We start from the raw sequence: 582 nt of genomic DNA, 5'->3' as shown, positions 1-582 counted from the left end.
CCGGGCGGCTTCGATCGCGGCGTGGAAGCAGTCCGACGGCGACTTCGGCGCGATCACCGCGAGCGGCGCCTCGCCGTGCCGGCCGAACAGGGCCATGTTCAGGTCGGCCTGCTCGGTCTTGGTCGGCATCCCCGTCGACGGGCCCGCGCGCTGCACGTCCACGACGACCAGCGGCAGCTCCAACGCGATCGCCAGCGAGATCGTCTCACCCTTGAGCGCCACCCCCGGCCCCGAGGTGGTGGTGACCCCCAGCGCACCACCGTACGAGGCGCCCAGCGCCGCGCCCACCGCGGCGATCTCATCCTCGGCCTGCATCGTCGTGACCCCGAACCTCTTGTGTTTCGACAGCTCGTGCAGGATGTCCGAGGCCGGCGTGATCGGATAAGCGCCCAGGAACAGCGGCAGCTTGGACCGCACCGCCGCCGCGACCAGCCCCAACGCCAGCGCCTGGTTACCGGTGATGTTGCGGTACGTGCCCGGGCGCATCCGGGCCGGCTTCACCTCGTAACGCACCGCAAAGTCCTCGGTGGTCTCCCCGAAGTTCCAGCCCGCCTGAAACGCCGCCTTGTTCGCCGCGACCAA

1 pseudogene is annotated in these 582 nt (G+C 70.4%); it reads right to left on the bottom strand.

Features of this window, described 5'->3' with window-relative positions:
- Window positions 1-582: pseudogene (locus Ade02nite_RS48900) on the bottom strand (thiamine pyrophosphate-binding protein); the annotation flags it as partial.

This window comes from Paractinoplanes deccanensis (genome assembly GCF_016862115.1).
Lineage (GTDB): Bacteria > Actinomycetota > Actinomycetes > Mycobacteriales > Micromonosporaceae > Actinoplanes > Actinoplanes deccanensis.
The sequence above is the reverse complement of the archived record's forward strand: the minus strand, read 5'-3'. Positions and strand labels throughout refer to the sequence as shown.